Here is a 26,975-nt window from a genome sequence, read left to right on the forward strand (position 1 = left end):
ACCCCGCCGGCCGGGGCCGACGGGGTTCTCCTGAAGCGGGTGGAGTGCGGTGGTTACCGCAGCATCACCTTGCGGGCGGTGGTACCCTCGTCGAGCCTTAGCTGAACGATGTACTGACCCTTCGGAAGGTCACCCCGTTCGACGTTGTAGGAAGACTGGTTCAGCCCGGTGAATCGGGCCACGTTGCGGCCATTGATGTCGAAAACGTCGATCTGGCGGATGCGCAGGTTCTCGGCCACGCTCACCGTGAAGCCACCGGTGGTGGGATTGGGGTAGAGGTCGAGGCCTACTGCGGCGTTGCTCATCACCTCTTCGATGCTGGTAGACGCGTCACCCAGTTTCAGGCCGATGTAGGCGCGGGGCAGGAAGTGAGCCATGATGGTGTCGATCACCAGGTTAGCGGCGGCCGGATTGTTGTAGTTGGGGTTGGTCTGGGCCTCGCCAGCCACGATGACGTTCACGTCGCGGGTATCGTTGGGAAAGGCTGCGTTGTAGCCGGCGACCAGCTGGGAAAGGCGGTCGGTATTGAAGTAGTTGTACGGCGCTCCGACGACCCGGCTGTACCGGAAGGGGAACATGTTATCGCGGGAGTACTGGAAGACGTCGTTGGTCGCCGTCGGGATGGGGGACTTCACCTGCATCTGCTTGTACTGGGCGTTGATCTGGTTAATCTTCGTGGCCAGGGGGCCGAACTTGGCATCGAGGGTAAGCGCGTTGGCGGCCTCCAGGTCCGCATTCAATCCAAGGGCATTGGCCCGCCGGATGAACAGGTTGGAGCCGGCCACGTCGACTACCGGTTGGTTGGTCGTGGGCACGATAACCGTACCGGCGTAGTAGGGCGCGAAGGGGTCGGTCAGGCTGTGGTAAGCCAGGATCATGGGCTCATTTGGCTTGCCCTCCATCCAGATGCTGTCGCCAAGGGCCCCGGCGATATTTACCGCCATGGCTACGTCCGAGCTGTATCCGACATGGTTGGGGATGTTGATCTGCGCCTGGGTCGTACCCTGGGGATTGGACAGTACGGCGGGGTCCACCAGAAGGTTACCGTCCTCGTCATAGAACTGGGGGTTCGTGGCGATCTCCTCGATCCGGTCCAGGGTAGCGTGGGCCATGACGACGTATCCGCCCGAACCCGTTCCCATGTAGACAATCCGGCTGGTATCGATGCGGTAGGGGTTGCCGTCCTCCGCAACGGTTTTGCGCAGGTAGCGCGCCAGGGCGTGGGCATCCTGGGAAGCACGGTAAACCGCTTGCAGCAGGGTGCCGGTGCGTACGTCTTGGTTGTCGGCGGTGGGTAACCAGCCCTTGCGGTAATCGGCGGAGATGCCAACGTAGCCGCGGGATACCACCCGCCGCATCAGGTTAACGTTGATGGAATCCTTGGTGTCACCGTAGGCGCTGAAGTTGAGCACCTGGGGCAGGAAGTTGCCGGTGTGCCAGGTCACTACTACGGGCCGCAACTGGGCGGTATCATTCACCGGCTGGTATACGTCCATCTTCAGGTCCGTGGGGGTGGGGGTTCCCGTGAGGATCGAGATATTATTGGCGTAGGTAACGGTTTCCGGAGCACTGACGTTAAACATCGCGTCCAGGTAGCGTGTCTGGGCCTGCATGGCCAGCGTGCCACTAAGGCATAATAGGGTTAGGAGGGTAAAGTTTCTATGCATGTCGAGTTGATTAAAGCGCTATGGGATTACCGGTTGTTCCAGTCGTAGGTTGCCGTAAGGTATGCCAGGCGGCCGATATTGGGGCCTCCGTATACTTGGTAGACTTCCCGATTGAGCAAGTTACTAGCCCCGAATTTAATGTTGGTGTTAATCTTCGGGATATCGAAATTGATCTGGGCATCGAGCAGGCCGTACGATTCGATCAGGCCGGTAAACTGGGGCGATCCCTCGAAGAGGTAGCCCTCGATCCATTTGTAGGCGACACTGAAGCCTAAGCCGGGAACCGGATTACCGAACAGGTTCAGCGGCACGTCCCGGCCGCTCACGCCCACGTTGTACTTGTGCTCCGGCGTATTGAAGGCCGGAATGATGGGGTCCTCCGTGGCGGTATTGAGCTTGTTCCAGCTGTAGTTGCCATTCAGGGTGTAGAATCGGGCGAAATAGTAGTTCCCGCCGATGCTGAACCCCTGGGTGGTTACGCGGTCACGGGCGTTGGCCGATACCCGGTAGGGCTGGGCCCCGGTGATGAGGGCGCCATTCGTTTGCACGTCCACGCCAATGTTGTACCCGATGAAGTCCTCGTAAAAGCTGTAGTAATAGGTAGCGTCGAGGTAGACTTTTTCCAAGACGGTCGTCCGGTAACCGGCCTCGAAGGTGCGCACCTTTTCGGGGCGAATGGGGTCGATGTCGAAGTATTCGAGCTGGCTTTGGTCGCCGGTATTCGAAAAGTTGATCAGGCTGGGTACCGTGACCAGATCGGTGATGCCGTCGATGTTGCCGAGCAGGATCGCCCGGCCTACGTTGTAGAACAGGTACTGGTCGTTAAGCGTGGGATTTCGGATAGCGGAGCTGAAGCTCAGGCGTGCGGTGGAAGTGGGGGTAGGGGTGTAAACCAGGCTGGCGGCGGGACTGAAGAGCAGGTCGAAGTTTTGATTTTTATCGGCCCGCAGGCTGGCGCTCACTTTGTACCGGTTGTTCAGGTGCAGGGTACCGCCGCCGTAAGCACCGACTTCCCAGGTATCGATGTTGCGGCCAAAGGTGTCAAGCAGGATGGTTCCCTTGCTGTTCGGGGTATAGAGCCGGCCGTTGGCCCCGACGGTGAGTTCCAGCCGGCTGTCGGCGTTGGGCTGCCAAACGTCGGCGAAAGTTTTTTCTCCATGCAGGTGAAACAGGGCCGACTTGTCAAAGAACCGGGTGCCTCCCTCACTCGCCAGGGTGGTCGTGATGCTGTCGAAGGCCCGCTGGAAGCGCTCGGTGCCGACCTCGTAGCGGTCGTAGGTGTCGAAGCCCCGGGCCTGCTCGGCGACGGTTCGCGTTTCCGCGTGGTATTCCTGCAGCAGGTCGCGGATGTCTTCCCGGGCGAAGTACTCGGCCCGCCGGGCATCCTGCTCGGTCAGGGAACAATCCACGGGGAAGCACTGGGGAAAGTCGTCCCTCTCCCGGAAGCGCTTGACGATGGTACCCTGCCAGTAGGCGGCGTAGCTGGAGGCCCATTCCGAATCGGATTTACTAGCCTCCTGCAGCCGCAGGGCGGTGAAGTAGGGGTCATAGCTGTTGCCGGCGTCTTCGTGGGTAGCGTAGGCGCGGAGGAAGAAGTCGTCGCGGTTGCGCAGTTCGATGCGGTGCTGGAAAAACTTGATGTCGCGCAGGCTGAATCGGTTATCGCCCTGGTAGACCGTGGTGCCGGTGCTGAAGTTGCTGGCGAGCAGCAGCTCCGTGCTCTCGAGGCCGCGGGAGGGGTTCAGGCGGAAGTGGAAGGCGGCGCCGGCCTTCAGGTTTTCGGAATCGTAGTCAACGAGGTCCTCTTCCCGGTAGCCCGCCCGGCGGATGATGCCGAGGCCGGGGAGGTTACGTGCCCGGGAATAATTGAAGATGGAGTTGGCCTCGTCGCCGTAGCGGTTGACGGCGTCGTAGCCACCAGGGTTATCGGCGGGAAGATCGGTGTTGTAGACCGGATCGTAGTTGTCGGCCACCCAGTCGTCAGCGCGAAAGGCTTCCAGGTTGATCTTGTAGGCGAACCACTCCTCCCCCTCGGCATTGGCGAGGGCGTGGGCGTAGCGGAAGCCGCCCTTGATCAGGTTGCGTTCGGCCACCTTGAGCTGGGCGGAGAGCCCCTGCTGCAGGAAGGGGTCTTTCGTCTCCATGGCGATGACGCCGTTGAAGGCGTTCGGTCCGTAAAAGGCCGAAGAGGCACCCACCACGAGGTTCACGCGGTTGACGTCGAGCTCCGAGGCCCCCAGGAAGTTGCCGAGGGAGAAGTTGAGTCCCGGGCTCTGGTTGTCCACCCCGTCGATGATCTGCAGGGACCGCACCGGGTTGGTGGAGTTGAAGCCGCGGGTATTGATGATCTTGAAGCCGAGGCTGGCGGCGGTCAGGTCCACGTCCTTGAGGCTGCCGAGGCCGTCGTAGAAGTCGGCGGCCGGCGTCTCCTTGATTCCGATAGCGTCAAGGGTTTCCACGGTCAGGGCGGCCTGCTGCTGCTTTTCGCTGATCCTGCGGCCGCGCACTTCCACCACGTCGGTGGTTATCGCATTATCGCCAAGGCGAATGGTAAGGTCCTGTTCCGTGCTGCTTACTTCTATTTCGGTAGGGGCATAGCCGGTGTAGGAAAACTGCAGGATAATGGGCAGGCCGCTGACGGTGAGCTGCCAGCTGCCGTCGATGTCGGATACCGTGCCGTTGGCCGTACCCTTTACCAGTACGGTGGCACCGATGAGGGGATCTCCGTTGGAGGCATCGATAATGAGACCGTTCAGGGTGACCTGGGCAGTAAGGAAGTTGCTGATTGCCAGGCAGCAAACGGCAATTAGGGTCGTTAACCTCATCTTGGATACTTGGCTTGGGGGGGCAAATGATCGGACTAAAAGCTAAAAAGTGAACCTGGGTTCAGCATGCAATTTACGGAAATTCCACCACCGCGGGCCGTTTTCCCGTTTTCGCGGCGGCGCGCGGGTGCCAATGTCCCCGGGCAAAACTAAATCCCTTACCTTTGCGCGTCCTTAATTATGCAGGAGCTCAAGCAACAAATTGACAAGGCCCGTCTGCCCCACCACGTGGGGGTCATTATGGACGGCAACGGCCGCTGGGCCAAGGGGAAGGGTAAGCCCCGCGTGTTCGGTCACCACAGCGCCGTGGAGGCCGTGCGGGCCACCGTGGAAGGCTGCGCCGAACTGGGCGTCCGCTACCTCACCCTCTACGCCTTCAGCACCGAGAACTGGGACCGCCCCGAAATGGAGGTTGGTGCCCTGATGAAACTGCTGGTGGACACCATCGGCAGCGAGATGCAGATGATGCTCGACAACGGCATCCGCCTGGCCACCATCGGTGATACCGCAGGCCTGCCCGAGGCCACCCGCGACGCCCTGGCCTTCGGCATCGAACAGACCAGTCACGGGGAGGGCATGACCCTCATCCTGGCGCTGAACTACAGCGGCAAGTGGGACCTGGCGCGCGCCGCCCGCCAGCTGGCCCTGGAAGTGGAAGCCGGCCGCATGGAGGCCGCCGCGGTCGACGAAGCCGCCCTCAGCGCCCGCCTGAGCACCCACGCCTACCCCGACCCGGAACTCATCATCCGGACCAGCGGCGAGCACCGGCTGAGCAACTTTTTCCTCTGGCAGGCGGCCTACGCGGAATTCTACTTCAGCCCCGTATTTTGGCCCGAATTCCGCAAGCCCGACCTCTACGCCGCCATTGTCGACTTCCAGCAAAGGGAACGACGTTTCGGCAAAACCAGCGAACAATTGAAGCAGGCGACCAACCCCTGAACGTTAGTTTCTATCCTTACCCCGACGGCCGGCTCCCCCGCCGGCAAACCGTACTAGCATGAGATTTAGCCTTTTCCTTCTTTGCCTTGCCTGCTTTGGCTGTTGGTCCACCCTCGCCGCCCAGGCCGACAGCCTCGGCCAGCCCGTCTTCAACTACAGCGAGCCCCAGGAGTACGAAATCGGCGGCATCAAGATCGAAGGCGCCTTCTTCGCCGAAGAGAACGCCATCATCGGCGTGACCGGCCTCAGCGTCGGCCAGGAAATCCGCATTCCCGGGCCCGACATCCCCCGCGCCATCCGCAACCTCTGGCGGTTGCGCCTCTTCACCAACGTCTCCATCGAGGAGGAAAAGACCATCGGCGACGTCATCTTCCTCACCATCCGCGTGGAAGAGCGGCCCCGCTTCCTGCGCCACAGCTTCACCGGCGCCAAGCAGAGCAGCCACGAAGACCTCAACGAGGAAGTCAATAAATACATCGTCCGCGGCGGCATCGTCACCGAAGACGCCAAGGTGAACGCCGCCGAGGCCATCCGCGGCTACTACGTGGAAAAAGGCTACCTCGACGCCGCCGTTTCCGTAGAGGAGATCCCCGACACCACCCGGCCGAACTCCGTCCGCCTCCTCTTCGACATCAACCGCAACGAACGCGTCAAGATCGCCGACATCAACTTCATCGGCAACGAAGCCGTCAAGGACAAGAAGCTGCGCAAGCAGATGAAGGAGACCAGCGAGAAGAGCCGCCTCTTCAAGAGCTCCAAGTTCCGGCCCACCGAATACGAAACCGACAAGGAAGCCGTCATCACCTACTACAACAATATGGGCTACCGCGACGCCCGTATCGTGGACGACAGCTTGTACCGCAACGAGGACGGCGACCTGGTCATCGACATCAACCTCAACGAAGGCAACCAGTACTACTTCCGCAACATCACCTGGAAGGGCAACTCCATCTACGACGACGCCACCCTCGACCGGGTGCTCGGGATCACCCGCGGTGACGTCTACAACGAGGAGGAACTCCAGACCCGCCTGAGCTTCAGCCAGGACAACGCCGACGTCTCCTCCCTTTACATGGACAACGGCTACCTCTTCTTCAACGTCGACCCCATCGAGGTGGCCATCGAGGGCGATTCCATCGACCTGGAGATGCGCATCTTCGAAGGCCCCCAGGCCACCATCGACAAGGTGGTCATCAACGGCAACGACCGCACCCACGAGCACGTCATCCGCCGGGAACTCTTCACCCGCCCCGGACAGAAGTTCAGCCGCTCCGACATCATCCGCTCCCAACGGCAGATCATCGGTCTGGGCTACTTCAACCAGGAGACCCTGGGCATTGAAACCCCCGTCAACCCCGACCGCGGCACCGTAGACATCATTTACACCGTGGAGGAGAAACCCAGCGACCAGCTCGAACTGAGCGCCGGCTGGGGCGGCCGCCGCGGGGTCATCGGCACCCTGGGCGTCACCTTCAACAACTTCAGCCTCCGCAACGTCTTCAACCGCGAAGCCTGGCACCCCCTGCCCCAGGGCGACGGACAGCGGCTCTCGCTGCGGGCCCAGACCAACGGCCGCTTCTACCAGAGCTACAACGCCAGCCTGACCGAGCCCTGGCTCGGCGGCAAGCGGCCCACCTCGCTGTCGGTCTCCGCCTTCTACAACAAGTACGACTTCGGCACCAGCACCGTGCCGCGCAAGCTGATCATCCAGCAGGCCGCCGTCAGCCTCGGCACCCGCCTGCGCTGGCCCGACGATAACTTCGTGTTCCGCACCGGCCTGAACCTGCAGACCCTCACCCTGGACAACTGGGGCGAGCTCTTCACCACCGACCAGAACGAGCAGGTCACCACCGGCAACTACAACAACTTCAGCCTGCAGTTCTCGCTGTCGCGCAACACCGCCACCGACCCCATCTACCCCAAGCAGGGCTCGAACATCGAACTCTCCGTCCAGGCGACCCCGCCCTACCGCAACTTGGGCATCCGCGACAACCCCAACCTCCTGGAGGATGTCGAAGAGCGCTTCCGCTACGTGGAGTACCACAAGTGGCGCCTCAATACCGAATGGTACACCCCCATCACCCAGAAGCTGATCCTCAAGACCCAGGCCAAGATCGGCTACCTCGGCAGCTACGACGACGCGGTGGGCGTGAGCCCCTTCGAACGCTTCCAGCTCGGGGGCGACGGGGTGAACAACCAGCAGTTCGCCTTCGCCGGCGTCGACATCATCAGCCTGCGGGGCTACGAGATCGAGGACCTGCCCAACAACTTCATCACCACGGAAACCGGCGGCACCCGCAAGATCGCCACCCCGATCTTCAGCAAGTACACGGTGGAGCTCCGCTACCCCCTCTCGCTCAACCCCTCGAGCACGATCTTTGTCCTCGCCTTCGCCCAGGGGGGTAATGCCTGGCGCACCGCCCGCGACTTCAACCCCTTCGACCTGAAGCGCAGCGTCGGCCTCGGCGCCCGCGTCTTCCTGCCCATGTTCGGCACCCTCGGTTTCGACTGGGGCTACGGATTCGACAAGAACAAGGACCTCACCGAAAAGGGCAACCTGAGCACCTTCAACATCATCCTCGGCTTCGAACCGGAATAACCACCGGCCAGCCGTCCCCGACCCGCAGTGGGCCAGCATCCTTCCCGGAGCTGGCCCACTGTGCGTTTGAGCACCTACCACCCACAACATATACCGTTGGCAATGCCTAATTTAGGTGGATAAACCGCCGGCCAATCCTTATATTTGTGTCTGCAATAGTTGTCACAGCAACCAAAATAGACGATCATGACTCAATCCGCCCCAACCGTTACCCCCGAAACCTCCACCGATGCCTTTCCCATGAACGGCACGGACTACTTCGAGATGCTGGTCGGCAACGCCCGGCAGTCGGCCCACTTCTACCAAACCGCCATGGGTTTTCAGCCGCTGGCCTACGCCGGCCTGTCTACTGGACTGAAGGACCGTGAGTCCTACGTACTGGTTCAGGACAAGATCCGCCTGGTGCTCACCACCCCCCTGAAGCCCAACACCGACATCGGCCAGCTGATCGACCGCCACGGCGACACCGTCCGCACCGTTGCCCTCTGGGTGGACGATGCCCGCGCGGCCTACGATACCGCCATCGGACGCGGCGCCGAATCCCACTTTGAACCCCGGGAAGAGAAGGACGAGCAGGGCCACGTGATCCGCTCGGCCGTGAAGAGCTACGGCCACGTCGTCCACGTATTCGTCGAGCGCTCGGCCTACGACGGGGTATTCCTACCCGGCTTCGTGGCCTGGGAGCCCGACTACCGCCCCGAACCCGTCGGCCTCAAGTTCGTGGACCACATGGTGGCCAACGTGGACGAGGGACAGATGAACAAGTGGGTACAGTGGTACGCCGACGTCCTCGGCTTCAAGCAGCTGATCAGCTTCGACGACAAGGACATCAGCACCAAGTACACCGCCCTGATGAGCAAGGTGATGTCGAACGGCAACGGACGTATCAAGTTCCCCATCAACGAGCCCGCCCCCGGACTCAAGAAGTCGCAAATCGAGGAGTACCTCGAATTCCACGGCGGCCCCGGCATCCAGCACATCGCCGTCGCCACCGACAACATCGTGGATACCGTCACCAAGCTGCGCGACCGCGGCGTGGAATTCCTGCGGGTACCGGCCACCTACTACGACGACCTGCTGGACCGCGTCGGCAAGATCGACGAATCCGTCGACCCCCTGCGCGAACTCGGCATCCTGGTCGACCGCGACGACGAAGGCTACCTCCTGCAGATCTTCACCCGCCCCATCGGCAGCCGCCCCACGGTCTTCTACGAGATCATCCAGCGCAAAGGCGCCACCAGCTTCGGCAAGGGCAACTTCAAGGCCCTCTTTGAAGCTATTGAGCGGGAACAGGAATTGCGCGGTACGCTGTAGCGTCAAGGGGCTAAGGGGTAAAGGGGCTAAGGGGTAAAGGGTGTGGCAGTTGCCCCTTGCTTCGCTCGGGTAGGGGCGGCAAGGAGTTAAGGGGTCAAGGAGCTAAGGGGTAAAGGGGTGTGGCCGTCGCCCCTCGCTTCGCTCGGGTAGGGGCGGCAAGGAGTTGCATGCTCCTGACCCGGCCCGAGCGAAGCGAGGGATAAATGTTACGCCATTGACCCCTTGCCCCCTTAGCCCCTTTACCCCTTAGCCAGGCCCGAGCAAAGCGAGGGATTAATGTTACGCCCTTGACCCCTTGACCCCTTTACCCCTTGACCCCTTAGCCAGTCCCGAGCAAAGCGAGGGATAATTGCTACTATTGACCCCTTAACTCCCTGTCCCCTTGCCCCCCTGACACCCTTGACCCCTTGACCTATGCTCCTCAAAACCCGCGGCATCATCTTCCGGTCCACCAAGTACGGGGAGTCGTCCCTGATCCTGGAGGTATACACCGAGGAGCGCGGCATAAGGAAATACATCGTGAGCGGGGTACGCAAGGCCCGGAGTTCCACTCCCGCCAGCAAATTGCAGCTGATGAACCTGGTGGAGCTGATCGCTTACGAGCGGCCCGGCAAGGAGCTGACTCGCCTGAAGGAGGTGCGCGCGGCCCACATCTACACCCGCATCCCCTTTGAGGTGGAGCGGGGCACCATCGGGCTCTTCATGCTGGAAGTGGCCCGCAACAGCATCCGGGAGTCGGAGGAGAACCCCATTCTCTTTGACTTTCTCTACGACGCCTTCGTCTTTCTGGACACCACGCCGGGCCCTACCGTCCACCTTCACCTTCACTTCCTGCTGGAGCTGACCGCCCACCTGGGCTTCCTGCCCTCGGGGGAATACTCCGCGGATACTCCCCTCTTCGACCTCAAGGAAGGGCAGTTCATTGGCGGCTTCCCTGGACACCCGGAGTACCTGGACGAAAAGCGGGCCGCCCTCATGTACCGCCTCCTCCACGCCGACCGGGCGGGGCTGGCCGACATCCGCACCACCCGCGAGGAGCGTTCCGGGCTGTTGACCGACCTGCTGCGCTACTACCGCCACCACATCGAGGGCATGCGGGAAATCAACTCCCTGGGTATCCTGCGCGACGTGATGGCCACCCGCAAGTAAGTTTATCTTTGCCGCCATGCGGAATCGTCTACCCTACGCCATCGGCTGTTTTGTGCTTGCGGCCCTTACGGCCTGGCTGATGTACACCCGCGCCGCCAGCGAGGAGCTCTGGGGGTACCTTCCCCTGCTGCTGTACCTCCTGACCTGGGCCGGTACGGTGTTGGTGGCCAGCCGGTCGGCCACGGCACCCGCGCGCCGCCGCCTGCTGCTCTCTACGGCCACGGGCCTGCTGCTCGGCCTCGGCTTCCCGGGCTACCTGCCCGCCCCCGTCCTGCTTTTCGTAGCCTGGGTGCCCCTGCTGTTGCTGCAGCGGGAGACCGAAAGTACGCGGACGGTGTTCTGGCACGGCTACAATGCCTTCCTGCTCTACAACATCATAGCCACCTTCTGGGTGACCAATACCGCCTTCTTTGCCGGACTGTTCGCCGTCACCGTCAACAGCCTGCTGATGTGCATACCCTGGCTGCTGTTCCACTGGACCAGCCGCGTTTCCCCAAGGGTGAGCTACCTGGCCCTGATCGCGGCCTGGGTGAGCTTTGAGCACTTCCACTACAACTGGTCGCTGAACTGGCCCTGGCTCACCCTCGGCAACGGGTTCGCCCAATTCCCCAGCCTAGTGCAGTGGTACGAGATCACCGGCGTCCTGGGCGGCACCGTTTGGATCCTGGTCGTCAACTGGCTGGTCCTGCGCTTCTACCTTTCCCGCCCGCCGCGCCCCGTGCCCGTCAGCCTTCTGCTGGCCCTCGTCCTGCCCATCGCGGCCTCCCTGTGGCGGTACCAAACCTACGAAACCCCGGCCGGCGGGGGCTCGATCACCGTCAGTGCCATCCAGCCCAACTTCGAGCCCCACTACGAAAAGTTCAGTGGCTCGGCGGAGGAGCAGTTGGGGGTACTGCTCGACCTGAGCACCCGGGCGATCGCCGAAGTGGACGGTCCCGTGGATTATCTCCTCCTCCCCGAGACGACCTTCAGCCGCGTCGAGGAGGGCGATCCCCTGGCGGAACCCACCCTGGCTACCTTTCTGCGCGACCTGCCCCCGAACAGGGTCCGCCACCTCGTCACGGGCGTCAGCGCCTACCACCGCTTCGCTCCCGGGGAGGCGGTCACCGACGCCGTACGTTACTACCCGGCGGCCGGCGGCGGGGAGATCGCCCTGGAAGCCCTGAACGGGGCCGTGCAGGTGGAACTGCCCGACCGCGACGTACAGACCTACCGCAAGGGCGTCTTCGTGCCCGGCGCGGAAAGTTTTCCCTTCCGCAAGGTGCTGTTCTTCCTGGAGCCCCTGGTGAACAGCCTCGGCGGCAGCGTGGCGGGGCTGGGCACCCAGACTGACCGCACCCCTTTCACCGGAGAATCGGCCGCGGTGGCCCCGGTGATTTGCTACGAAAGCGTTTTCGGCGAGTACTTCACCGGCTACGTCCGGGAGGGAGCCCAGGCCGCCTTCGTCATGACCAACGACGGTTGGTGGGACGACACCCCCGGTCACCTCCAGCACCTGTGGTTCTCCAGCCTCCGCGCCATCGAAACCCGTCGGGCGGTGGTACGCTCCGCCAACCTCGGGGCCTGCGCCTTCATCGACCCCCGGGGCAAGATCATGAGCCGCACCTACTACGACGAGCGCGGCTACCTGAATGGCACCCTGCCGCTGAACGATGCCCTGACGCCCTACGTCCGCTACGGCGACATCCTGGCCCGGGTAGCCGCCCTGCTGGCCGTCATGGCCCTGCTTTCCAACCTGGCCCGTACGCTAAGGCGGCGCGGCGGAGCGTTGCAGCCCTGATGCGCGTGCTCCTCCTGACGGCTGTCCTGTTTGCTTTGCTGCCCACCCGGGCGCGGACGCAGGTGCCGCCAGCCTGGACCTTGAAGGTTCACACTACCGATTTCACCTTCAGCGACCGGCTGCCCTCCTCCTTTCCCGATTCCGCCGCCATCGTCGATTACCTGGGAGAATGGCAGCAGCAACAGCTGGAGAGCGCCCGCTGGGAAGCCTCCGTCGACAGCCTCTATCCCACCGCCCCCGGCCGGCTCACCGCCGTACTACATCGTGGGCCAGAGTACCGCTGGTCCGTACTGCGACTACCTGAGGACCCCGACGTGGAACGCTGGGCCCGCCGCGCCGGCTACCGCCCGCGCCGCTTCGCCGGGGGGCAGCCCCTTTCGCCCCGCGGGTGGGGCGCGGTGCGGGACACCCTCATCGCCCGGGCCGCCGCCGAGGGCTATCCCTTTACCTCGGTGGGGCTGACCGACATCGAATGGGTGGCCCCCGGGGCCCTGTCCGCCACCCTGGACGTGCGCCCCGGCCCCCTGATCCGGGTGGGTGATGTGCGCATCCCCGAAGGCGTCAGGGTGCGCAGCGTATTCCTGGAGCGCTACCTCGGATTGGTGCCCGGCGAAGTGTACAGTCAGCGGCGGGTGCGCCGCCTGAAGAGTCGCCTGGCCCAACTGCCCTACCTCACGGTAGCCGGTACGCCCACCGTCAGCTTTCGCGACAGCCTGGCCTACATCGACCTGCCCCTGGACCGCCGGCCCGCCAGCCGCTTCGATTTCGTGATCGGCGTGCTGCCCAACAGCAACCAGACCGGCCGGTTGCTCATCACCGGCGAACTCAACGGCGAACTCTACAACGGCTTCGGACAGGGCGAACGCATCGCCGCCCGCTTTGAACAACTCAAGCCCCAGACCCAGGAACTCCAACTGGCCGTCGATTACCCTTTCCTGCTCGGTCTGCCCTTCGGGGTAGAGGGCGAGCTGGACCTTTACCGCCGCGACACTTCCTTCCTCAACCTGGGCTGGCACCTGGCCGCCACCTACCTGCGGGAGGGCAACGACCGGCTGTCGGCCTTCTGGGAGCAGCGGCGCACCCTGGTGCCCGGCCTCGACAGCGCCAAGTTGGTGAATGGACAATTGCCCGACACCCTGGGCGTGAGCCGCTCCTTCTTCGGCCTCCAGTTGCGGCGCAACCGCACCGACCGCCGCTTCAGTCCCCGCAACGGCTATACGGTGGACGTGAGCGCCGCGGCGGGGTTCCGGCGGTTGCGGGACGTAAACTTCGCGCCCGGGGAAGCCACCGACAGCCTCACCGCCCGCAGTACCCAGTACCAGCTGGGCGCCGCCCTCGATTACTACTTCACTCCCCTCACCGGCACCGTCGCCTACCTGGGCTTCCGGGGGCGGGCCCTGGTTACCAACCGGTCGGTGCTGGCCAACGAGCAGTTCCGCATCGGGGGGGCGCGGCTGTTGCGGGGCTTCGATGAGCAGCAACTGTTCGCTACCGATTACCAGGTCCTCACCGCGGAGTTCCGGCTGCTGCTCGGGGAGCGCGCCTATCTGTTCGCCTTCGCTGACGCGGCCCGCCTCAATCCGCGGACAGCCGCCCGCCCCCGGCTGCCGACCGATTATCCCCTGGGATTCGGCACGGGGGTCACCTTCGACACCCGGGCCGGGCTGTTTGCGCTTAGCCTGGCCCTGGGGCGCCGCAACGGGGTACCCGTCGATCTTGGTGCTCCAAAGGTGCACCTGGGGTACGTCAGTTTATTCTAGGCTCAGTACGCGTCGGTAATCCAATTATAGGGCTCACGGCTCACCCAGCGGCCGCGGGTGAAGTCCGGGAAATCCTGTGGCTCACCGTTGTTCTCGATGGACATTTCCGACAGCGGCGTCACGGCACTCCAGGCCGCCGCATCGTAGACGTCCATGGGGGGAGCGACGTTCTGTTTGGCGGACTCAACGAAGGCGTTGAGGACAAAGAAGTCGATCCCGCCGTGTCCGGCCTCGCTGGCGTAGTCGCCGTACTTCTTCCACAGGGGGTGGTCATACTTCTCGAGCCAGGGCTTCATATCCTCCCAGCCATGGCCTTCGGTGGTGCCTTCAACGTGGATCCGCTGGGTGTGGTAATCGAAGTCGGCTACCCCCTGGGCGCCCTGCACCCGGAAATCGAGGGAGTAGGGCCGCGGGGTATTCACGTTGTGAGTTACCAGGATGGTTTCTCCGTTCGCCGTATCAATGGTGGAGGTGATGACGTCCCCCTGCTTGAACTTGAGCTTGGCGTTGGGGTGGTCTTTCCCGCCGGTATCGACGATGTATTTGTGCAGGCCAACCCCCTTGGTAGCGTGGGAGGTCAGCGACATGAAGCGGTTGCCACGATTGATGTCCGTCATGGCGGCAATAGGCCCCAGTCCGTGGGTGGGGTAAACGTCGGCGTTGCGGTAGAGGGAGTGCTGCGTCCGCCACTTGGCTTCCGAGATGCCCTTGTCGCCGAATTCCGCTCCCTTGCCATAGGCCGTTTTCCCGTCGTTGAACATCACGTGTCGCAGGTCGTGCTGGTAGCCGCAGCGGAAGTGAAGCAGCTCGCCGAAAACGTTCTGCCGTACCATGTTGAGGACGGCCAGCACGTCGCGGCGGTAGTTGACGTTTTCCAGAATCATCAGGTGACTGCCGGTTTCCTCATGGGTATTCACCAGGTCCCAGCACTCTTCGAGGGTATTGGCGGCCGATACTTCCAGTCCGGTGAACTTGCCCGACTTCATGGAGTCGACCGCCATGCGGGTGTGCCAGAGCCAGGGGGTGGCGATCACTACGGCGTCCAGGTCTTGCAGCTCCAGCATATTGCGGTAGTCGTAATCGCTGCTGCCGAACACCTTCACCGCCGGTCGGCCGGCGTCGGCGATGGCCTTTTGGGCAATGGTGATCCGCGCGGGGTCCACGTCACAGATGGCGGTAACGTTCACGTCGTCCCGCCGCAGCAGGTTGTTCAGGTGGCCGGTACCGCGCAATCCGACGCCGATCAGCCCGACGTTCACCTTATCGGCCGCGGCCGTAGCACCAAAGGATACACCCGGGGCCAGCAGTATGCCCATGCTACCGATTGCGGTGGTCTGCAAAAATTTTCTTCTGTCCGTCATGCAAGCTCTTCGTTAATGATTCTGGACCTCCGCCCCCGGTCGGGACAAAGGGAAGCGGAAGATAGGAAAATGACGAAGGAAAGGGACGGGGAAGCATCCACTTCCCGCCCGGCCAGGTGGTCACCAAAAGAAAAGCAGGCAGGCGACCGTTCGGGTGCGCACTGCCTGCTTCGTTATTCAGGGGTTACCGGGTGATCAGAAGGTCACGACCAGGGGCAAGCGGGCCTGGGGTTCCCGCAGTTGGGTCAGGTCGCGGATCAGTTCGAAGTGGCGGTAGGAGTTGGCCCCGAGGCGGTCCTTGAGCACCTTGCTCACTACGCGGTTGTCGTCGGATTCGCCCATCAGTTCCTCGATCAGGGTTTCCCAGTAGGGCTTCATCTTGGGGTAGTGGGCGATGGAGTAATCGTCTTCCATACCGGCCAGGTTGGCGGCCGAAGCGATGGCCTCCTCCAGCCCGCCGAGGCGGTCGACCAGTCCGATCTCCAGGGCACGGGTACCGGAGTAGACGCGGCCACCGGCGATCTCCCGCACGCGTTCCTCGGGAATATTCCGGCCCTCGGCAACGCGGTTCAGGAAGGTCTGATAGATAGCCTGGGTGCGCTGGTTGAGCAGCCGGCGCTCGTCCTCGCCCATTTCACGGAAGGGGCTGAAGGCGTTGGCGTTGGCGGCCGTATTCACGGTATCGAAGCTGATGCCGATCTTGTCTTCCATCAGTTCGCGGATCACCGGGAAGGTGAGGAATACCCCGATGGAACCGGTAATGGTGGTGGGTTCGGCGAATACGCTGTCGGCCGCGGCACTGATGTAGTATCCTCCGCTGGCGGCGTAGTCGCCCATGCTCACCACGACGGGTTTGCCGGCCGCCTTCAATTTTTCCACGGCGTACCAGATGTTTTCGGAGCTGCTGGCGCTGCCGCCGCCGCTGTTGACGCGCAGGACCACGGCGCGGACATCGTCGTCCTCGGCCAGTTTTTCGATCTCGTTCACGTACTTCCGGTCGCCGATGCTGCCCAGATCGCCGTCGCCGTCGACGATGCCGCCCTCGGCCACCAGGATGGCCACCTCGTCGTCGCCTCCGTCGAGCCGCTCCAGCCGGGCAGAGTAATAATCGGAGAGGTCAATGAGGTTCAATTTCTCGTCGTACTCGAAGCCGACCTTGTCGTGCAGCAGCTCGTCGATTTCCGTGCGGTGGCGGATGCCATCAATCAGTCCGGCCGTGACGGCTTCCTCTCCCTTCCAGCCGGTCATGTTGCCGGCGGCGGCGTGGAGGCTGGCGGTCGATACCTGGCGGGAATCGCTGATGTCGGCCAGCATCACCGAGAACAGATCGTTCAGAAATTCCTTCGTCTGTTCGCGGTTCTCCGGGCTGATCTCGGTGCGGCGCAGGGGCTCGGTGGCGCTCTTGTAGTCGCCGGCGTAGAAGATCTCGAACTTGATGCCGGCCTGGTCCAGGGCGTTCTTGAAGAAGGGAATGTCGGCACCCAGCCCCCGGAAATCGACCACGCCGAGGGGACCGAGGTAGACTTCGTCCGCTACGCTACCCAGGTAGTAGGCGCTCTGGGTGTAGTAGGGGGAGTAGGCCACGACGAACTTGCCCGAATCCTTGAAGTCGCGGATCGCCTCCCTCAGGGTACGCAGAGTGGTGAAGGGCACGCCGCTGGGCTCCTTGCCCAGGTAGATTCCCTTGATATCGTCGTCCTCGGCGGCGTGCTCGATGGCCCGGATGATGTCGTGAAGGCCCAGCTTCTCCTCTCCGTTCAGGGAAGCAAAGATGTCGCTTTCGGCCACGTTTCCGGTAAGTTCCGGTAGCCCGTCCAGCTCGATGGTCAGGATGGAGTTCTGTTCGACGGTCGGTTTGTCCTGGCTGTTGGCGGCCAGGCTGCCCACAACGGCCGAGCCCACGAGGACGAGCGCCACGAGGGCCAGCAAGGTACCCAGGCAAGAACCGAGGAGGAGCTTCAGAAAATTAGGCATACCAGGGAATTAAAGGTTATTCGGGGGGTTAATGCTGCAATAAACGAAAGGGAGCCCGGCCGGCCCGTTGCTTTTCGATTAACGGACCGATAAAGTGGACGGAGCGCGACCATCCCGCTCCCCTACCCCGACAAAAAGTCGCCCTACTGCTACCTTTGCGGCCATGACCCCGGACGCCCGCGCCCTGCGCATCGACGATTACGACTACGCCCTGCCCGACGAACGCATCGCCCGCTACCCCCTGCCCGACCGGGCCCGGGCCAAGCTGCTGCACTACCGGGCGGGCGAGATGGAATCCCTCCACTTCGCGGACCTGCCCGACCTCCTCCCCGCGGGCACCCTGGTGATCGGCAACCAGACGCGGGTCATCCACGCGCGGCTCCACTTCACCCTGGCCGACGAGCGCCCCCTGGAGATCTTCTGCCTTGAGCCCCTGGAACCGGCCGACTACGCACTCAGCCTCGGCAGCACCACCGGGGTGAGCTGGAAGTGCCTCGTGGGCGGCAACCGCCGCTGGAAGTCCGGCGAGATCGACGCCCGAGTCAACGTGGGCGGTACCGACTGTCGACTCACCGCCCGCCGGGGGAAACGGCTCGATAACGCCTTCCGCATCGAATTCTCCTGGCAGGCCGACCGCCCCCTCAGCTTCGGTGAGGTGCTGGAAGCCGCCGGTTCCATCCCCCTGCCCCCCTACCTGGGCCGCCCGGCGGAAGCGGAGGACCGCGACCGCTACCAGACGGTCTTCGCCGAACGGGAAGGATCGGTAGCCGCCCCCACCGCGGGACTACACTTTACCCCCGGAGTCATGGAACGGCTGCGTGAGCGGGGCTCCGACTTCCGCACCCTCACCCTCCACGTGGGGGCGGGCACCTTCAAGCCGGTCACTTCCGACACCCTCGGCGACCACGTCATGCACCGGGAATACTTCAGCGTCGACCGGGAACTGGTGAGGGCCCTCCACGCCCAGAAGGCCGCGGGTCGGCCGGTGGTCAGCGTGGGTACCACCAGCATGCGGTGCCTGGAAAGCCTGTACTACTTCGGCGCTCGCCTGCTGGCTGGAGACCCGGCGGGAGATTCCCTCGACCAATGGGTGGGCAGTGATCCCCGCCTCACGTCGGCCACCGTGGCACCCGCGCTCGCCGCCCTCCTGCAATGGATGGAGGTAGAGGGCCGCGAAAACTTCAGCGGCTACACCCAGCTGCTGCTCACGCCCGCGGTACGGCCCCGGGTGGTCGACGGCCTCATCACCAACTTCCACCAGCCGCGGTCTACCCTGCTGCTGCTGGTGGCCTCCCTGGTGGGCGAAGACTGGCGGCGGATCTACGATTTTGCCCTGGGGGGCGATTTCCGTTTTCTGAGCTACGGCGACAGCAGCCTACTGTGGCGGCGGGGCGCTGGTGCGGAGTAAGGTAACGAGCCGCTCGGCTGAGTCGGCCTTCATGCGCAGGATGAGGGTATCCAGCGTCAGCTTCTCCACGGCCACCACCCGTTCCGGATTGGTGGGTTGGGTGGTATCCTGTGCGAACAGATAGCCATCGTCGTACCGCCACGTACCCGCCTCCTGGTAGCGCAGGGTGGAGGTGAACTCGTAGCGCTTGTCGGGGCGGAAGTCGAAGGTGATCTCCCGGGGGTCGAGTTTCAGGCTGTCGCCGTCCTCGGTGACCAGGCTCCCGCGCCATTCGCCGTACAGCAGGTCATCTTCCCGTTCGCAGTGGAGGAAAAGCAGGGATAACAGGAAGAGAAAGGACAGTCGCAGCAAGCGGAGGGGGGGCATTAGTGGGTCACGCCGATGTTGAACATCGACTCAATTACGATAAAGGCGACGGCTCCGGCGGCGAAACCGATCAGGGCCAGCCAGGCAATTTTCTTGAAGTACCAGATGAAGTCGATCCGCTCCATGCCCATCGCAGCCACGCCGGCGGCGGAACCGATGATGAGCATACTGCCGCCGGTACCGGCGCTGTAGGCGATGAAGTGCCAAAGGCGGGCGTCCATGGGGTAGTTTTGCAGGTCGTACATGCCCATAGAGGCGGCAACCAGCGGTACGTTGTCGATGATGGCCGAGAGGAAGCCAAGGATGATAATGACCACGTCCTCACTGGGGATCACGGCGCGCAGGCTTTCGGCTACGGCCCGCAGGGCACCTACTCCGTTGACCACCACGGTTTCCAGGGCGGCAACGGCCATGAGGATACCGAGGAAGAACAGGATGGAAGACATCTCGATCCGGCTCAGGGCCTTGTGGGCCGAGTACTGCACCTTGCGCTCTTCGGTAAAGTCTTCCTCGGGGTGGATGTACTCCGATACCAGCCAGACGACGCCGAGGCTGAGCATCATACCCAGGTAGGGAGGCAGGTGGGTGATGGTCTTGAAGATGGGGACGAAAACGATCATGCCCAGACCGAGGAAAAGCATCGTTTTGCTGGACAGCAGGCGGCCTTTTTCCTCATCATCTTCGTCCAGCTCCACCATGTTGATCTCACCCTGGAAGGGTTTCATGAAGCTGGCCACGGCGAACGGCAGTACAAAGCAAATCAGCGAGGGCACGATGAGGAACTCCATCAGTCCGGCCGTACTCACCCGCTTGCCGATCCACAGCATGGTGGTCGTCACGTCGCCGATGGGCGACCAGGCGCCGCCGGCGTTGGCGGCGATCACGATGAGGGCTACGTACCAGATGCGTTGCTCGCGGTCCGGCACCAGCTTCCGCAGCAGGGTAACCAGTACGATGGTGGCGGTCAGGTTGTCGATGATGGCCGAGAGGATGAAACCCAGTCCGCCGACGATCCACAGCAGGCGGCGCTTGGAGCGGGTTTTCACCCAGCCTTTAAGGATGTCGAAGCCCCTGTGGAGGTCGACGATCTCCACGATGGTCATGGCGCCAATCAGGAAGATGAGGATCTCAGCGGTTTTACCGAGGTGGTGCAGCAGGGCCCCTACGAATCCTTCCTCCGCTTCCTCGTGGGCTCCGGCGTGGCCCACCTCCATGGCGTCCCCACTGATGCTGTTAAACATGCTGAAGACCTCCCCTTCGGTATTGACGATGTCGAGAGCGCCGGCGTTGAAGCCAAGGCTGAGCAGGGCCCAGCAGATGGCACCCATCAGCAGGGCGGGAACCGTTTTGTCAAGGCGGAGGGGATGTTCGAAGACGATTACGATGTAACCGATGACAAAACAGGCGACTACTGCTGCGATCATGGTGGGGGTACTTTACGGTAGGATGTTCTCTCCTGCGGGCAATTATACGAATAGTACACAACTACCACCCCCGAAAAACAGTTTGTAGAACATGAAACCGGAACAAGGGAATGACCTGACGCGCCTGCTGCTCCTGGGCGGAGCGATGCTCCTGGGCTTGCTTTTACTGCTCCGAATTTATCCGCCCATGGCATTTATGGCCTTCGCCATCGGGGTCACCATCGGTTTCTTCCTACTGGGCCAACAAGTCACTACCCTCTTCCGCCGCCGGGGCGGAGCCGACGGGGACGAATCCGATTTCGCCCGCCGTGTATCGGAACGGCTGGCCGACTGCCGCCGCCGGGAGGAGAATTTCCGCGACGAAGGGGAGCGCATCCTTAAAAGCATTGCCACCCTGAGGGACGACCTCGCCCGCAATCCCGGCGCGGACGAAGCCGAGGTAGCCAAGGCCCAGGCCATCATCAAGGAACTGGAAGCCGAGTTCAGCCTCCGCCACGCCAAGGCCAGCTTCTTCTCCGAATGCGCCGCCCGGCTGCGGGAGCTGCTCGACCGCCACCGGCTGGTGGAAAGCATGGCCGCCCGCCGCCGCGAACTGCGGGAACTGCGGCGCACCAACTTCGACGACGAAGCCGTAGTGGAGGAAACCCGCTTCAGCATCGAGCAGGACAGCATCCAATTGGATACCATCGTGGAACTGAGCAACAGCGCCTCCGGCAGCAGCAAAACCGAGCAGGCCGAAGCCCTCCGGGAGCGGCTGGAACGGCTGCGCAGCACCCTGGGCCGCCGGGAATCACCGCAGGGAGAAGGGTCTTGATTGATTTTTCTGTGAAATTTCTTGGGATTTTCCCGCGACTAAGTATCTTTGCCACCGCAAAAGCCGGAACGCCGGTATAACCGCACGCAGGGCTTCCCCTTACGTCGGTCAATTGCAAACCTTTATGGCCCGTTCGTCTATCGGCTAGGACGCCAGGTTTTCATCCTGGTAAGAGGGGTTCGATTCCCCTACGGGCTACTTTGATCTATTGTTTACCTTCTGCGGATGCACCGCCGGCCCCCGAGGTCGCTTAAGTGGCATCCCGCAATCGGCAACTTTTCCGGCCCGTTCGTCTATCGGTTAGGACGCCAGGTTTTCATCCTGGTAAGAGGGGTTCGATTCCCCTACGGGCTACTAGTAATTTACCATTTACGGATTTACCACTTACCATTTTGCCGTCCATCCCGGAGCTACCTCCCGCGACCGCAAATCGCACTTTGTAAATGGTACCTGGTAAATTGTAAATCCCCTCCCCCCAGCGCCTTTCGGCGCTCTACCGGGATCCTCTCCACTACGATTTTAAGGATTTACCATTTAGCCGTCGCCCCGGAGCCACCTCCCACGACCGCAAATCGCACATTGTAAATGGTACCTGGTAAATTGTAAATCCTCCTAGTCCCATTCCGGCAAAGGTATCGGCCGGAAGCCGTGGGATCCGTATATCCACACTTCGCCCGCCCCGATTTGCTGCAGGGCCGCGTAGGTCTTGGCAAATCCCCCGGTGATATGCTCCGGCCGGTGGGCATCGGAATTGACCTGCAGGCGGATGCCCCGGCGCAGGGCCCGCTCCACGATCCACCCGCTCGGGTAAGTATCCTCCCACTCCCCCAGGTACAGGCCGCGGGTATTCACTTCCAGGATGCAGCCCGCTCCCTGTATGGCTTCGAGGGTTTCCTCCACGGCCCGCTCGTACCAGGGTTCCCGCTCGCTCCAGTAGGCTTCCCCCACGTTCCGCTTCTTGATGCGGTCCAGGTGGGCCACGATGTCCGGCGGATGGGTGGCCACCATCTCCCGCACCAGGCCATAGTACCGCTCCACCATCCTGCGGGCGTCGCCGCCGAATATCGTGCGGATCCCCTCGGCGAAGACGGGCTCCGGCCGCTGAAAGCTCCAGGGCGTCCCGTCGGGCAGGTAGTCCACGTAATGCACCGCTCCTACCGTAAAGTCCAGCCCGGCCGCCCGGATGTGGGGGCTGTTCACGTTCATCACCCCGGGGATGTAATCTACTTCCAGGCTTTTGTACAGTTGAATGCGACCGGCGTACTCCCGCTGCAGGCCGGCGATGACGGAACTGTAGTCAGCCAGATCCTCCATCAGCATACACCCGGCCGCCGCCAGGGGGATCGGCGCGTGGTCACTGAAGGTATAGGCGGAGACGCCCTGTTGGACGGCTTCCCGTACGTAGTCGAGCGGCTCCCCGATGCCATCGCTGAAGCGGGTATGGGCGTGGTGGTTGGTTGTCATGGGTCAGAAAAGAGAGGTTAACAAAAGGCTATAGGGCAATGCCAATTTTAGTTCCGCGTTCGGCTATCAAGGTTAATTTATATTTCATAAACGCTGCCCTGCGACGTAAAAACCGCCAGCCTGAACCCGTGCGACGGAATTCAGACCGTACATTGTGAATTCGCGATGTGCAAATCCACCAACTTAAAAGCCCTGTATGAAGATCAGACATCTACTCCTTTTGCTTTGTTTTGCCGCTTCCACCATTGCTTCCGCCCAGCGGAACTGTGGATCGATGGAGTACCTCGAAGAACAGATCCGGCAGAACCCCGCCCGTGAGCTGCAACTGCAGCAACTCGAGCGGTTCACCGAAAACTACGATCCCGTACGGGCCAAGGCCATGGCGGGGGGCGTTCTGACCATCCCGGTGATTGTCCACGTGGTGTACGAAAACAGCACCGAAAACATCTCCGACGCCCAGATCGCCAGCCAGATCACCGTGCTGAACGACGACTTCCGCCGCCTCAACGGCGACCGTACCAACACGCCGGCGGACTTCGCGGACGTGGCGGCCGACACCGAAATCGAATTCTGCCTGACCAACGTCATCCGCAAGTCCACCACCCGGTCCAGCTTCGGCACCAACGACGACGTGAAATCCTCCAGCACCGGAGGCTCTGACGCCATCACCCCCCGCCAGGCGCTGAACATCTGGATCTGCGAGATCGGCGGTGGCATCCTGGGTTACGCCCAGTTCCCCGGCGGCGCCGAGGCCACCGACGGCGTGGTACTGGACTACCGCTACGTAGGCACCACCGGAACCGCTACGGCTCCCTTCAACCTTGGCCGGACGGCCACCCACGAAGTGGGCCACTGGCTGAACCTGCGCCACATCTGGGGCGACGGCGGCTGTAACGTGGACGATTTCGTCGAGGATACCCCCCTGGCCGGCGGCCCCAACTACACCGGTGGGGCCTGCACCTACCCCGGCCCGAACAGCTGCTCCCCCCGCGGCAAGAAGGGATCGACGGAGGACCTGCCCGACATGTTCCAGAATTATATGGACTACTCCGACGACGGTTGTATGAACCTCTTCACCATTGGACAGAAGGACCGCATGTGGGCTGCCGTGAACGCCTCCCGCCCGGAACTGCTGTCGGCCGCCTGCGACGGCACCCCTCCGCCCCCCACCCCCCAGGAGATCTGCGACAACGGCATCGACGATGATGGCGACGGGCTCACCGACTGTGAAGACCCCGATTGCTCGGCCTACGCCGCCTGTGCCCCGCCGGCCGGTGAATGCCTGCCCCCCACCGGCCTGACAAGCCGCAGTGGAAAGGGAGGCCGCGAACTGACCATGTCCTGGACCGCCGCCACCGAAGCACTGAGCTACTACGTGGAGGTATACGAAAACGGTGTACTCTACGCTTCGGGCACCATCAACGGGACCTCTGCCACGGTAAGCACCGACAAGAGCCGGTCCTACACCTGGAAGGTGCGCTCGAACTGCGCCAACGGAGTAGTTTCCGCCTTCGCCGAAGCGAACGCCAGTGCCCGCCTCACCGCCAGCAGCCTGACCCGGGAACTGAGCGTCTACCCCAACCCGAGCGCCCGGGGCACCGTAACGGTCACCTGGGACCTCAACCCCGCCGCTACCCTCCTCACTCCGGCCACCCTGGTGGAAACCCAGTCGCAAGCGGTGGAGGTGCAACTGCGGGACCTGACGGGCCGCGTGCTCCGCCAGCTGACGGTCACCGACCAGGGCCGTACCGACCTCGACGTCTCTGACCTGAGCGCCGGCGTTTACCTGATCAACGTCCGGAACGCCGAGGGATATTCCGTCAGCACTAAACTGGTAAAACAGTAGGCTGAGGCAAATTCCCTCAACCGAAAAGCCCGGTGGTGCAGCTGCACCACCGGGCTTTCTTATTGTCGGCAAGGCGAAAAGTCTTCCTATCCGCGGAGTTCACGGCGCTGGACGAAAGGCTGGTCGTAGACCCGCTCGCCGGTCACCCGGTAGATGGCGTTGGCCAGGGCACCGATCACCGGGGGCAGGGAGGGCTCTCCGAGACCGGTGGGGGCGGTATCGCTTTCCACGAAGTGGGTGTGGATGGCCCGGGGCGCCTCGATGTGGCGGATCAGGCGATAGGTATCGAAGTTCTGCTGGTCGGGCTTTCCATCCGTGAAGGTAAGCGCACCGAAGAGGGCGTGGCCGACCCCATCGATGATGCCTCCCTCGATCTGGTTGTGGGCACCTTCCGGGTTGACGACAATGCCGCAGTCTACGGCGCAGTGGACCTCGTTCACCCGTGGCTCACCCGCTTCCAGCCGGGCCTCCAGCACCTGGGCCACGTAGGAGTTGTGGCAGTAGTAGGCGGCAACCCCCCGGGGGTCGTTGCCCGTTTTCCAGCCGGACTTGTCGCGGACCAGCTTCAGCACGCCGGCGTAGCGCTCGGGGTCGTAGTCGTTGTCTTCCCCGACCGGGTCGTTGATGGCGCGGTCGAAAAGCTCCAGGCGGAATTCGATGGGATCCTTGCCCGCCGCCTCGGCCACCTCATCCAGGAAGGCCTGCTCGGCCCCGGCGATGAAGTTGGAGCGGGGCGCGCGCCAGGCGCCGGTGGATACGTTGGACTCGGTGGAGATGTTCTCGGCGAGGTAGTTGTCTACCGTGCCCGCCGGGTAGCGGTTGGCAAAAACGGGGCTTTCCCCGGCTCCGGTGCCCCGCACGTGGAAGGCGATCAGGCGGCCTTCCTCGTCGAGGCCGGCGCGGTAGCGCACCAGGTATTCGGGGCGGTAGGTGCCCTGGGTCATGTCGTCTTCCCGGCTGTAGACCAGCTTCACGGGTACGCCGCCGGCGGCCCGGCTGATCAGGGCCGCTTCCACGCCGAAGTTGCCGTACAGCCGCCGGCCGAAGCCGCCGCCCATGCGGGTCATCATGATGTCAATGTTGTCCTCGGGCATGTCGAGTACGGCGCTGACCGTCTTGCGCAGGAATTCCGGCGTCTGGATGGGCCCCACTAGTTCGGCGCGCTCGTCGGTGACGTGGGCGAAGAAATTCATCGGTTCCATCGTGTTGTGGGGCAGGAAGGGCGCCGAATAGGTTCGGTCTATGATGGTAGCCGCCCGGGCAAAGGCCGCTTCCGGGTTGCCGTCGCGGCGCGCCTCCTCCGCCTTGCCGTCCATCAGTGCCAAGCGCATGCTCTCCTGTTGGTCGGCCGTGGATTCCGGGGGGCTGGTCTGCTCCCATTCGATGTTGAGTTTCTTCTTGGCGTCGAGTACCCGCCAGGAGTTGTCGCCGACCACGGCCACGAGTTGGGGGAAGGCGTTGACGTCGGACCACTGCAGTTCCACCCCTTCGGGGGCGGCGTTGATGGTCACTACGTCGTGGATGCCGGGCAGGGCGCGCACGGCGGCGTCATCGACCGACTTCAGTTTCATACCAAAGGCCGGGGGGTGAACGATGGCGGCGTACTTCATCCCCTCCCGTTGCAGGTCGAGGCCGAAGAGGGGCTGTCCGGTGACGATCTTGCGGGCGTCCACGTTCTTGGTGGCGTGGCCGATGATCTTGAAGTCGGCGGGATCCTTCAGGGTGACTTCCTCGGGCAGGGGCAGGGTGGCGGCCAGGGAGGCCACTTCGCCGTAGCCGACCTTGCGGTCGCTGTCGTCGTGGTAGATCACTCCGTTTTCGGTGCGCAGGCTGGCCGCGTCCACGTCCAGCTGCTGGGCCGCGGCCTGCAGCAGCAGGTAGCGGGCCGTGGCGCCGGTCTTGCGGAGGGGCTCCCAGCCGTGGCGGATGGACTGGCTGCCGCCGGCGAGTTGCCGCTGGTAGTTGTCGGTATCCAGGCCGGCCTGTTCCACCACTACGTTCTTCCAGTCGACGTCCAGCTCCTCGGCCACCAGCATGGGCATGGAGGTCTTGACGTTCTGGCCGATCTCCGGGTTGGGCGACATGATGGTCACTACCCCGTTGTCGCCGATCTTGAGGAAGGCATTAACGGTGACCCATTTCTCGGGCATCTGCAGTTCCGGGCTGGCCTTGCGGGCCTTTTCGTTCTCGCAGGAGGTCAGCCAGCTGAAACCGAGCAGCATACCACCACCGGCGGCGGCGGAGACTTTCAGGAAGGAGCGGCGGGAGGGTTTATTCCGGGACAT

General features: G+C 62.9%; 17 protein-coding genes and 2 tRNA genes. 11 read left to right on the forward strand and 8 right to left on the reverse strand.

Annotated features, from left to right (window positions below):
* Positions 1–53 precede the first annotated feature (53 nt).
* Both CGL56_RS12465 and CGL56_RS12470 read right to left on the reverse strand, forming a co-directional pair.
* Positions 54–1,667 carry a T9SS type A sorting domain-containing protein gene (locus CGL56_RS12465; RefSeq protein WP_099106898.1) on the reverse strand — a complete coding sequence of 538 codons (1,614 nt, stop codon included), beginning with the start codon at positions 1,665–1,667 and terminating at the stop codon, positions 54–56.
* Between the two features lie 26 nt (positions 1,668–1,693).
* Positions 1,694–4,492 (reverse strand): TonB-dependent receptor domain-containing protein, encoded by a 2,799-nt coding sequence (locus tag CGL56_RS12470; RefSeq protein WP_099106899.1) that lies wholly within the window; start codon positions 4,490–4,492, stop codon positions 1,694–1,696.
* A gap of 180 nt (positions 4,493–4,672) precedes the next feature.
* Here CGL56_RS12470 and CGL56_RS12475 point away from each other — a divergent pair, with 180 nt between their 5' ends.
* The 6 genes from CGL56_RS12475 (at position 4,673) to CGL56_RS12500 (ending at position 14,033) form a co-directional block, all read left to right on the forward strand.
* Complete coding sequence (locus CGL56_RS12475) at positions 4,673–5,431, forward strand: isoprenyl transferase (RefSeq protein WP_099106900.1); 759 nt, start codon at positions 4,673–4,675, stop codon at positions 5,429–5,431.
* A gap of 58 nt (positions 5,432–5,489) precedes the next feature.
* Entirely contained in the window at positions 5,490–8,030 is a 2,541-nt protein-coding gene (gene bamA, locus CGL56_RS12480; protein ID WP_099106901.1) for an outer membrane protein assembly factor BamA, read from the forward strand.
* A gap of 186 nt (positions 8,031–8,216) precedes the next feature.
* Positions 8,217–9,344 (forward strand): 4-hydroxyphenylpyruvate dioxygenase, encoded by a 1,128-nt coding sequence (hppD, locus tag CGL56_RS12485; RefSeq protein WP_099106902.1) that lies wholly within the window; start codon positions 8,217–8,219, stop codon positions 9,342–9,344.
* 414 nt (positions 9,345–9,758) lie between these two features.
* Positions 9,759–10,493, forward strand: a complete 735-nt coding sequence (recO, locus tag CGL56_RS12490; protein ID WP_099106903.1) for a DNA repair protein RecO — start codon at positions 9,759–9,761, stop codon at positions 10,491–10,493.
* A gap of 16 nt (positions 10,494–10,509) precedes the next feature.
* Complete coding sequence (gene lnt, locus CGL56_RS12495) at positions 10,510–12,273, forward strand: apolipoprotein N-acyltransferase (protein ID WP_099106904.1); 1,764 nt, start codon at positions 10,510–10,512, stop codon at positions 12,271–12,273.
* Positions 12,273–14,033: a BamA/TamA family outer membrane protein gene (locus tag CGL56_RS12500; protein WP_099106905.1), complete on the forward strand. Its 1,761-nt coding sequence runs from the start codon at positions 12,273–12,275 to the stop codon at positions 14,031–14,033. Before lnt ends, CGL56_RS12500 begins: the two co-directional genes overlap by 1 nt.
* Before the next feature lie 2 nt (positions 14,034–14,035).
* Here the strand turns inward: CGL56_RS12500 and CGL56_RS12505 are convergent, their stop codons facing one another.
* Together CGL56_RS12505 and sppA are read right to left on the reverse strand one after the other, a co-directional pair.
* On the reverse strand, positions 14,036–15,394 hold the full coding sequence (locus tag CGL56_RS12505) for a Gfo/Idh/MocA family protein (protein ID WP_099106906.1): 1,359 nt from the start codon (positions 15,392–15,394) through the stop codon (positions 14,036–14,038).
* 195 nt (positions 15,395–15,589) lie between these two features.
* Complete coding sequence (sppA, locus tag CGL56_RS12510) at positions 15,590–17,368, reverse strand: signal peptide peptidase SppA (RefSeq protein ID WP_099106907.1); 1,779 nt, start codon at positions 17,366–17,368, stop codon at positions 15,590–15,592.
* A gap of 163 nt (positions 17,369–17,531) precedes the next feature.
* Between sppA and CGL56_RS12515 the strand changes: the two genes are divergently transcribed.
* The gene (locus CGL56_RS12515; protein WP_099106908.1) at positions 17,532–18,776 is read left to right on the forward strand and encodes an S-adenosylmethionine:tRNA ribosyltransferase-isomerase; all 1,245 of its coding nucleotides are present in this window, start codon (positions 17,532–17,534) and stop codon (positions 18,774–18,776) included.
* On the opposite strand, the gene CGL56_RS12520 is transcribed toward CGL56_RS12515, so the two are convergent.
* Both CGL56_RS12520 and nhaD read right to left on the reverse strand, forming a co-directional pair.
* The gene (locus tag CGL56_RS12520) at positions 18,744–19,142 is read right to left on the reverse strand and encodes a lipocalin-like domain-containing protein (RefSeq protein WP_099106909.1); all 399 of its coding nucleotides are present in this window, start codon (positions 19,140–19,142) and stop codon (positions 18,744–18,746) included. The two genes, CGL56_RS12515 and CGL56_RS12520, sit on opposite strands and share 33 nt — an antisense overlap.
* Complete coding sequence (nhaD, locus tag CGL56_RS12525) at positions 19,142–20,566, reverse strand: sodium:proton antiporter NhaD (RefSeq protein ID WP_099106910.1); 1,425 nt, start codon at positions 20,564–20,566, stop codon at positions 19,142–19,144. Before nhaD ends, CGL56_RS12520 begins: the two co-directional genes overlap by 1 nt.
* 91 nt (positions 20,567–20,657) lie before the next feature.
* On the opposite strand from nhaD, the gene CGL56_RS12530 reads away from it, so the two are divergent.
* From CGL56_RS12530 to CGL56_RS12540, 3 genes are all read left to right on the forward strand, one after another.
* Positions 20,658–21,380, forward strand: a complete 723-nt coding sequence (locus CGL56_RS12530; RefSeq protein WP_099106911.1) for a hypothetical protein — start codon at positions 20,658–20,660, stop codon at positions 21,378–21,380.
* Positions 21,381–21,506: 126 nt separating this feature from the next.
* Positions 21,507–21,578 (forward strand) — tRNA-Glu (locus CGL56_RS12535).
* Positions 21,579–21,662: 84 nt separating this feature from the next.
* Positions 21,663–21,734: transfer RNA gene (locus CGL56_RS12540), tRNA-Glu, on the forward strand.
* A 258-nt stretch (positions 21,735–21,992) separates the two neighbouring features.
* Here the strand turns inward: CGL56_RS12540 and CGL56_RS12545 are convergent.
* A complete protein-coding gene (locus CGL56_RS12545; protein ID WP_099106912.1) occupies positions 21,993–22,844 on the reverse strand; it encodes a histidinol-phosphatase in 852 nt (283 codons plus the stop codon).
* 196 nt (positions 22,845–23,040) lie between these two features.
* Between CGL56_RS12545 and CGL56_RS18090 the strand changes: the two genes are divergently transcribed.
* Entirely contained in the window at positions 23,041–24,690 is a 1,650-nt protein-coding gene (locus tag CGL56_RS18090; protein WP_143470709.1) for a M43 family zinc metalloprotease, read from the forward strand.
* Between the two features lie 86 nt (positions 24,691–24,776).
* On the opposite strand, the gene CGL56_RS12555 is transcribed toward CGL56_RS18090, so the two are convergent.
* Positions 24,777–26,975 (reverse strand): molybdopterin cofactor-binding domain-containing protein, encoded by a 2,199-nt coding sequence (locus CGL56_RS12555; protein ID WP_099106913.1) that lies wholly within the window; start codon positions 26,973–26,975, stop codon positions 24,777–24,779.

Origin of the sequence: Neolewinella marina, assembly GCF_002631205.1 — a bacterium.
GTDB classification, from domain to species: domain Bacteria; phylum Bacteroidota; class Bacteroidia; order Chitinophagales; family Saprospiraceae; genus Neolewinella; species Neolewinella marina.

Excerpts from the sequence above, each read along its gene's own strand:
- CGL56_RS12465 (WP_099106898.1), bottom strand. The coding sequence starts at position 1,667 with ATGCATAGAAACTTTACCCTCCTAACCCTATTATGCCTTAGTGGCACG.
- CGL56_RS12470 (WP_099106899.1), bottom strand. The coding sequence starts at position 4,492 with ATGAGGTTAACGACCCTAATTGCCGTTTGCTGCCTGGCAATCAGCAAC.
- CGL56_RS12475 (WP_099106900.1), top strand. The coding sequence starts at position 4,673 with ATGCAGGAGCTCAAGCAACAAATTGACAAGGCCCGTCTGCCCCACCAC.
- bamA (WP_099106901.1), top strand. The coding sequence starts at position 5,490 with ATGAGATTTAGCCTTTTCCTTCTTTGCCTTGCCTGCTTTGGCTGTTGG.
- hppD (WP_099106902.1), top strand. The coding sequence starts at position 8,217 with ATGACTCAATCCGCCCCAACCGTTACCCCCGAAACCTCCACCGATGCC.
- recO (WP_099106903.1), top strand. The coding sequence starts at position 9,759 with ATGCTCCTCAAAACCCGCGGCATCATCTTCCGGTCCACCAAGTACGGG.
- lnt (WP_099106904.1), top strand. The coding sequence starts at position 10,510 with ATGCGGAATCGTCTACCCTACGCCATCGGCTGTTTTGTGCTTGCGGCC.
- CGL56_RS12500 (WP_099106905.1), top strand. The coding sequence starts at position 12,273 with ATGCGCGTGCTCCTCCTGACGGCTGTCCTGTTTGCTTTGCTGCCCACC.
- CGL56_RS12505 (WP_099106906.1), bottom strand. The coding sequence starts at position 15,394 with ATGACGGACAGAAGAAAATTTTTGCAGACCACCGCAATCGGTAGCATG.
- sppA (WP_099106907.1), bottom strand. The coding sequence starts at position 17,368 with ATGCCTAATTTTCTGAAGCTCCTCCTCGGTTCTTGCCTGGGTACCTTG.
- CGL56_RS12515 (WP_099106908.1), top strand. The coding sequence starts at position 17,532 with ATGACCCCGGACGCCCGCGCCCTGCGCATCGACGATTACGACTACGCC.
- CGL56_RS12520 (WP_099106909.1), bottom strand. The coding sequence starts at position 19,142 with ATGCCCCCCCTCCGCTTGCTGCGACTGTCCTTTCTCTTCCTGTTATCC.
- nhaD (WP_099106910.1), bottom strand. The coding sequence starts at position 20,566 with ATGATCGCAGCAGTAGTCGCCTGTTTTGTCATCGGTTACATCGTAATC.
- CGL56_RS12530 (WP_099106911.1), top strand. The coding sequence starts at position 20,658 with ATGAAACCGGAACAAGGGAATGACCTGACGCGCCTGCTGCTCCTGGGC.
- CGL56_RS12545 (WP_099106912.1), bottom strand. The coding sequence starts at position 22,844 with ATGACAACCAACCACCACGCCCATACCCGCTTCAGCGATGGCATCGGG.
- CGL56_RS18090 (WP_143470709.1), top strand. The coding sequence starts at position 23,041 with ATGAAGATCAGACATCTACTCCTTTTGCTTTGTTTTGCCGCTTCCACC.
- CGL56_RS12555 (WP_099106913.1), bottom strand. The coding sequence starts at position 26,975 with ATGTCCCGGAATAAACCCTCCCGCCGCTCCTTCCTGAAAGTCTCCGCC.